Origin of the sequence: Vibrio sp. 10N.261.51.F11 (genome assembly GCF_041471665.1) — a bacterium.
GTDB classification, from domain to species: domain Bacteria; phylum Pseudomonadota; class Gammaproteobacteria; order Enterobacterales; family Vibrionaceae; genus Vibrio; species Vibrio crassostreae_C.
In genome coordinates, this window is sequence record NZ_JBFROW010000084.1 from 1 (window position 1) to 6662 (window position 6662).

A 6662-nucleotide genomic window follows, 5' to 3' on the forward strand; every position below is an offset into this window, starting at 1 on the left:
CATCAATTCAACAACACGAAATTCAGGTGCATCAAGGGGTTGCATAGAAAGGAAAGTACGCCCCTGCTTCGTTACTGTAATGTTCCCTGGTCGTGTGCCATCAAGCTTGGCAACCACTTCGATATCAGCCGCTTGCGCTGTGTTAACTATCATCGCAGTCGCAAGTGTTAGTAAGATTTTGATATTTTTCATGTCGAGCCTCATTGGTGTTCTTTGATGCCCTAACCGTTTTAGTCAGGGCATAGTGCTATAACAAGCTTGTTTTATGTTGTCGTTACGCGATCTTAGTCATTTCGTTGACTGTGAAGCTTGCGACAGAGCCTTCCGTTGCTGTCATGTAGTCCGCAAGGTGCTGGTTGCCCATATGAGCCTGCCAAAGTTCACGTGATACCCAGTTTTCATAAAAAGTAAAATGCGCTGGGTTGTCGTTGTCTTGATGAAGGTCATAGTTGATGCAACCTTCTTCAGCACGAGTTATCTCGATAAGTTTTAGTAGCTCAGCTTTCACAAGTTCAATTTTGTCGTCATTGGCTTTGATGTTTGCAACAATCGTTAATGTAGTCATAGGAGTTTCCTTCGTTCTGAGTTAGTGCCGTGCTTAGCGCACTGCGTTGTTGGTATGGAGGTATAATAGTGCGAACATTGCCAATGAAAAACAGCCTATCAATTGAATAATTACCAATTAAAATTTGATAATAATCTTTTAATATTTCATGTGGTGCGATATAAAGGGATAGTCATTTTCAGATTTTGTTAACACACTGATTAAAAGGTAACGGTTATGCTCTTAGAGGATTTTCAGGTCATTTTAAAAGTCGCAGAGTTTCGCAGCATCACTGCTGCTGCGACAAATCTGGATATGCGCACGGCAACGGCAAGTGCGGCGGTGAAACGTGTTGAGGCATCATTAGGGGCTGAATTATTTGTACGAACGACTCGTCATTTACGCTTATCTTCTGCCGGCGAGCGTTATTTGCCTCAGTGTGAAGAGGCGTTGCAGATGCTTGAAAAAGCCAAAATGAACATGCGTGAAGAGCTAGGGATTATTGATGGAGAGATCCGCATCGCCCTTTCGTCTGATTTGGGCCGAAATGTGGTCACACCTTGGCTTGATGAATTTTTGTTGGACTACCCAGACGTTTCACTTCGCTCCAGTATCAGTGACAGCAACATCGATTTTTATCGAGATTCTGTTGATATGGCGCTGCGCTATGGCTCACCAACCGATGCGAGTATGTACGGTTTTAAAATTTGTGATGTGCCAAGGCTGTTGTGCGCCAGCCCGGAGTATTTAGCAAAATACGGTACTCCATCCGAGCCAGATGATCTGCTTGAACATAATGCCCTGTTTTACCAGTTACATGATATTTTGCAAAATGAGTGGTTGTTTAATGATGGAAAAGAGGACATTAAGGTAAAACTGAAAGGTAACAGAGCATCTAATGATGGCGATCTTGTTCGGCGCTGGTGTGTGGCGGGGAAAGGGGTAGCAATCAAGTCTTGCCTCGATATGGCCGATGACTTGCTAACAGGGAAAGTAGTCAATGTAATGGCAGACTATAAACCGACTTCCACTGAGCTTTGGTTAATATGCCCAAGCCGACAATCTATTACCCCAACCGTCCGCCTAATAAGGGATATGCTTAGAGAAAAGACCGAACAGATTCTAATCCAAATGAAGGACAAAGGGATTCTATTGGGTTAACTGTTGAGGTTGTGAGGGCGTGGAAATTGCCAGCCCTCAGTAAAGCGGTGATGGTCTTAACTACTGATGGTTGTCCAACCACTCACGAGTCACATCATCAACCGCTAATCCCGCACGGCAAACCTTGTAATCCAATTCTGCGATGATTTCATTTGAAAAGCGCAATTGATCTAGCTGTGCCAACTGTGCTGGGGTAAATACGATTGATCTTTCTTGTCGAAGTAATAATATGGCGATCAACGCTACCCAATAATCCTTTGGGCTCTTTTAATTCACGGATAGTAAATAGGTGGTGCAAGAACTGTGGTTTCCACAATGGCACAATAACCCACTCATTATTTTCAACCGCACGTTCGTAGGCACCAAAGCAATCCTCTTCTGAACCAGAGTGAAAATGATAACCCACATCGCTTAATCCATATTGGTCCATCATTTCAATAGAGAATCGGGTAATGCCAGCACCTGGGTTAATACCTTGAATGTGTTTGTTGGTGCGCTTAACGACTTCTGGTTTTAATAGGTCACTGATTTGTGAAACAACCTCCTCAGGTACATAATCGGGCACCCCCCCATAGAGCGTACGGTTTATAGTGCAAACCTAACTCTAACAAAGGCTCTACCGTTTCAACATCGGATTTATAGATACCGTGGCTTGAAGGTAACCAGGCAGAAGAGAGCATGTCGATACGGCCCACTTTTAGATTTTGGAAATTTTCTTGATGTGGTGCGTAGACACGTTCCACCTGAAAACCCATATCAGTTAAGACATGGCTAACTATCGATGCAGTGCGTACGTAGGGTCAAGTCCTGTCTTTTGCCTTTTTGATGAAATGGTCTAGTTTTTAACTAGGCCATTTTTGTATAGGAAGACAATGAGTAGACCACTGAGAATAGAGTATGCGGGTGCGCTCTATCATGTAACGTCGCGCGGTAATGCTCGACAGCCGATTTATCTGGAAGAGCAAGATTTTGAATTGTTTATCGAAGTGTTGTCAGGCACCAGTGAGCGATTCAATTGGGTCGTGCATAGCTACTGTTTAATGACCAATCATTACCATCTACTCGTCGAAACTCCTGATGGGAACTTAAGTAAGGGAATGCGTCAGCTTAATGGTGTGTATACCCAAAAGTTCAATAGAAAACATAACCGAGTCGGTCATCTATACCAAGGTCGCTTTAAAGCCATTTTAGTCGACAAAGACGCTTATCTATTGGAAGTGGGACGTTACATTTTACTTAACCCCGTTCGTGCAAATATAGTGGATACACCGAACGAATATGAGTGGAGCAGTTGGCCTTTTGTTACTGGTTTAAAAGAGTCACCAGACTGGCTAGCGGTTGATCAAACCTTGTTTCAATTTGGCCGCCAGAGAAATAAGGCTGTTGAGAAATACAAGCAATTCGTTTTCGAGGGGGTTGGTAAGCCACTATGGACAGGATTAAAGCAGCAGGTGTACCTAGGCAGTGATGAGTTTGTGAACAGTCATCTTCCTAATTTGAATTTAGCAGAGGGAGATATCAAAGAGGTTCCGGCAAAACAGCGACGTGCTAAACCTCTTTCGCTAAAGGAGTACCAAGACTCAGCGCCTAGTAGAAATGATGCCATTATTGCTGCATTTAATAGCGGTGGCTATACGCAAAAGCAAATAGGGAATCACTTCGACTTACATTATTCACGAGTCAGCCGTATAGTGGCAAAAGGCAAGACCTGCCCCCCCCGTTGTTAGGTATGCCCGTAAGAAATGAAGTGGCTTAATTGCTCGCAGCCCTTGGGGTTACTACGCTCTTAGGGAGGAATTGTTCAACAACGCCACCTGTAAATCTCAAAAATCCTACATATTTTTCTTTAAAATTCCGCTTCCGTTTATTTTGTGACTGAATGGGCGCGTTAGCTAATATTTTTTGTCATCTACTGTGTTTCTGGCTCAGCGATTGGGTTGGCTGGGTTAAAATTTATTGGTAAAAGATCGGATGTCCTATTTCACTTCCATTTTTATTCTTTTTTTTCATTACTTTAAGGGGATTTAGGCTTATGAGGCGATTTTGATAGTATAAAATAATTTACTTAGCGTGCTAACCAAGTATAATAGTTAGCACGCTAGGTAAATGGGAACCATGATGCAAAAAGAATTCGACCATATGAAAGAGCTATCACTGGCAGAACAATTGGGGCGTCTGCATCGCTTATGGCGCACCGCTGTTGACATTGAACTTGCCCCTTTAGAGTTAACTTACCCACGCTGGACAGCCTTATGGAAACTGTGGCGATTAGGCGACAACCTCAGTCAAAAAGTATTAGCCAATGCCTTAGAAATTGAACTGGCCTCTTTAATGCGCACCTTAGCCCAATTAGAACAGCAAGGGCTCATTGAACGCCACTGTTGCCCCCATGATAAACGCGCCAGACTTGTCAATTTGACTCCTGCTGGACTCGATTTAATAACGAAAGTTGAAGTAACAATTATCAATATCCGTAGCCAATTGCTCTTAGGCATAAACGCTGAAGAACTTACTGAGTTTGAAAGAGTAATTAATCTGATTGGTAATAATGCGTTAACCAAATTAGCTAAAATGACAGACAAGTAAGTGAATACAAATATGACACCAGATCAACAATTTTCGCGGCTAACAAAAATTGCCTTAGCAGGCTTTATGCTGGTATTTGGTTACTTTATGTTTGCTGATGCGACTATGCCATTAACGCCGCAGGCTATGGCAACTCGGGTTGTGACTAAGGTTACCCCACAAGTTAATGGCCGCATTAAAACTATTGCTGTCACTAATAACCAAGTTGTTAGCAAGGGTGAATTACTGTTTGAAGTAGATCCTAGACCGTATAAGTTAGCGGTAGATGAAGCGCAGTTGGCTTTAGAGCAAGTCCAGCAAGATAACGCTGAGCTAGATGCCTCTTTGTTAGCGGCGCAAGCTGATGTCAATGCCAGCCAAACCACATCACAACAAAAACGCAGCGAAGCAAAGCGTCTTGATGCACTGTACAAAACTAATGGCGTATCCCAACAGCAACGCGATCAAGCTGACAGCGATGCCGCTGCGGCTGAAGCAAATTTGCTGGCAACCCAAGCCCGTTTAAAGCAATTAGAAGTGAGCCGCGGTGTTTACGGTAACAATAACTTAAAAGTACGTCAGGCCGAAAATCGCTTAGCCCAAGCCAAATTAAACCTGTCTTATACCCAAGTTCATGCGGATCAAGACGGCACAGTTACTAACTTGCAAATCATGGTCGGCGGCTTTGCGGCCATTGGCCAGCCACTGCTGGCTCTTGTTTCTGATGATGTGGATATTATTGCTGATTTTAGAGAAAAGGCATTACGAGATGTCTCAATTTCATCTAAAGCCCTTGTTGCGTTTGACGGTGAACCAGGCCGTTTATATCGCGCCCACGTCAGCAGTATTGATGCTGGGGTTAGCGCCGGACAGTTCGATGCCAATGGCAGTTTAGCGACTCCGCAACAATCTGATCGCTGGGTCCGTGACGCCCAAAGAATGAGATTGCATTTACAATTAGATAATGACGAAGTCATGAGAACATTGCCAACGGGGGCACGGGCGACGGTGCAGATAATGCCAGAAAATAGTTTGCTGAACTTATTAGCTCATGGGCAGATTAAAGCCATCAGTATGCTGCACTATATCTATTAACATCATACATTTGATAGATGCGCTATTTTAAATATATTACAGCGACACAAGGCAACAATCATGTTACTAAGATTTAATCCCATGACAGCCAATGATTTACGTCAATGTCTACGTATTGCCACTGCTGGCACGATTGGCTTTACTGTGTGCAAACTGTTCGGCTTTAGTAACGGGGTGTTTTATACTGTTACCCCTATGGTATTGCTAGGGCTAGCACCTGTGTTCACCGCCCATGTCGCGCGGCAGGTGTTGGCGTCTTCTGTCACAGCTGGATTAGTGGTAGGCGTTATCGGTGGTTTATTTGGTGGCCATCCAGTCTTAATGACCCTGATTATTTTTGGGGTGTTTGTTGGCTTTTTTACCGCCATGACCCGCGGCAGTTTTTTTCTTTATGGTGCCAATAGTTTACTTAATCTGAGCATCATGCTTAATTTTGCCAGTTACCCTGATACTGATCTAAACGGTCTCATCGGCGCTAATCTCGGCGCCACAATACTGGCAATCATTATCGCCTATATCATGGTCTCGTTAATCCCTGATGTTGAACCCAGAAAATTGCAAAAACCACCAGCAAAATCAGTAAATCGAATGCGACATGAAGTATTACTGGGGGCAACTATCGCCACAGCATCTTTTGTCGTGTTCCAGATTTTTAATCTGCAAGACTCTATGTCGGCGCAAGCTGCCACAATTTTATTACTTTATCCGATGCATTTTACTGGGGTATTAAATTATGCCCTTAAACGTGCGATAGGTACCTTTCTTGGAGTGACATTCGGTGTGTTAGCCCAGTTGTTTCTTTATGATTGGTCAGGGCTGTTGATCTTAGTCGTGCCGGTTTTATGGTTTGGGTTAATGCTATTTAGCCAAGTACACGTCAAAGAAAACGTCGGCGCTGGGGTTGGCTTTGGAGCGATGACCACGCTAGGGATTTTATTTGGCCAATACCTCACCCCAGGTAGCGATCTGATATATAGTGCACTTTACCGTATTAGCAGTATTTTGGTTGCCATCGTAGCGACTTTATTACTGTGTTACATCATGCACACTTTACTTAACCGATTTGCTGCAACGCGCTTAAGTTATCAGTAATGCTGATAATGATTAATCGAGCATGGAAAAAAACTGCTTGTGACTCAGCATTAGAAACAATAGGGTCATGTCTTGTCTTTTGTCTCTCATAACAATCACCTGATTCCAGTACGGGATCAGGTACTAGTATTTCAATAAAGCAATTGGAGACACCGTTGAAACTTTTTCCTCTTTGCCATACCTGTAGGGCTCTTCTCCGCTTAGA

The 6662-nt window shown here is 43.5% G+C and carries 7 protein-coding genes and 2 pseudogenes; 5 read left to right on the forward strand and 4 right to left on the reverse strand.

Annotation, left to right across the window (positions count from 1 at the left end):
* Both AB4351_RS20785 and AB4351_RS20790 read right to left on the reverse strand, forming a co-directional pair.
* A pseudogene (locus AB4351_RS20785) lies at window positions 1-192 on the reverse strand (hypothetical protein); the annotation flags it as partial.
* A gap of 82 nt (window positions 193-274) precedes the next feature.
* Complete coding sequence (locus AB4351_RS20790) at window positions 275-565, reverse strand: putative quinol monooxygenase (protein WP_102322248.1); 291 nt, start codon at window positions 563-565, stop codon at window positions 275-277.
* Between the two features lie 216 nt (window positions 566-781).
* On the opposite strand from AB4351_RS20790, the gene AB4351_RS20795 reads away from it, so the two are divergent.
* Window positions 782-1705, forward strand: a complete 924-nt coding sequence (locus AB4351_RS20795; RefSeq protein ID WP_102490406.1) for a LysR family transcriptional regulator — start codon at window positions 782-784, stop codon at window positions 1703-1705.
* A 60-nt stretch (window positions 1706-1765) separates the two neighbouring features.
* Here AB4351_RS20795 and AB4351_RS20800 read toward each other — a convergent pair.
* A pseudogene (locus AB4351_RS20800) lies at window positions 1766-2484 on the reverse strand (glycine betaine ABC transporter substrate-binding protein).
* A 93-nt stretch (window positions 2485-2577) separates the two neighbouring features.
* Here AB4351_RS20800 and AB4351_RS20805 point away from each other — a divergent pair.
* The 4 genes from AB4351_RS20805 to AB4351_RS20820 all read left to right on the forward strand — a co-directional run bounded on the left by AB4351_RS20805 (window position 2578) and on the right by AB4351_RS20820 (window position 6457).
* Window positions 2578-3432, forward strand: coding sequence for an REP-associated tyrosine transposase (locus AB4351_RS20805; protein ID WP_372127031.1), 855 nt, complete (start codon window positions 2578-2580; stop codon window positions 3430-3432).
* Between the two features lie 391 nt (window positions 3433-3823).
* Window positions 3824-4291 (forward strand): transcriptional regulator SlyA, encoded by a 468-nt coding sequence (slyA, locus tag AB4351_RS20810; protein ID WP_017059069.1) that lies wholly within the window; start codon window positions 3824-3826, stop codon window positions 4289-4291.
* 12 nt (window positions 4292-4303) lie between these two features.
* Complete coding sequence (locus AB4351_RS20815; RefSeq protein ID WP_017059068.1) at window positions 4304-5365, forward strand: HlyD family secretion protein; 1062 nt, start codon at window positions 4304-4306, stop codon at window positions 5363-5365.
* Between the two features lie 60 nt (window positions 5366-5425).
* Window positions 5426-6457, forward strand: coding sequence for a DUF2955 domain-containing protein (locus AB4351_RS20820; protein ID WP_017059067.1), 1032 nt, complete (start codon window positions 5426-5428; stop codon window positions 6455-6457).
* Here AB4351_RS20820 and AB4351_RS20825 read toward each other — a convergent pair.
* Window positions 6420-6662, reverse strand: a 243-nt coding sequence (locus AB4351_RS20825; RefSeq protein WP_372127033.1) for a hypothetical protein, incomplete at its 5' end; no start/stop codon positions are given. The genes AB4351_RS20820 and AB4351_RS20825 overlap by 38 nt on opposite strands.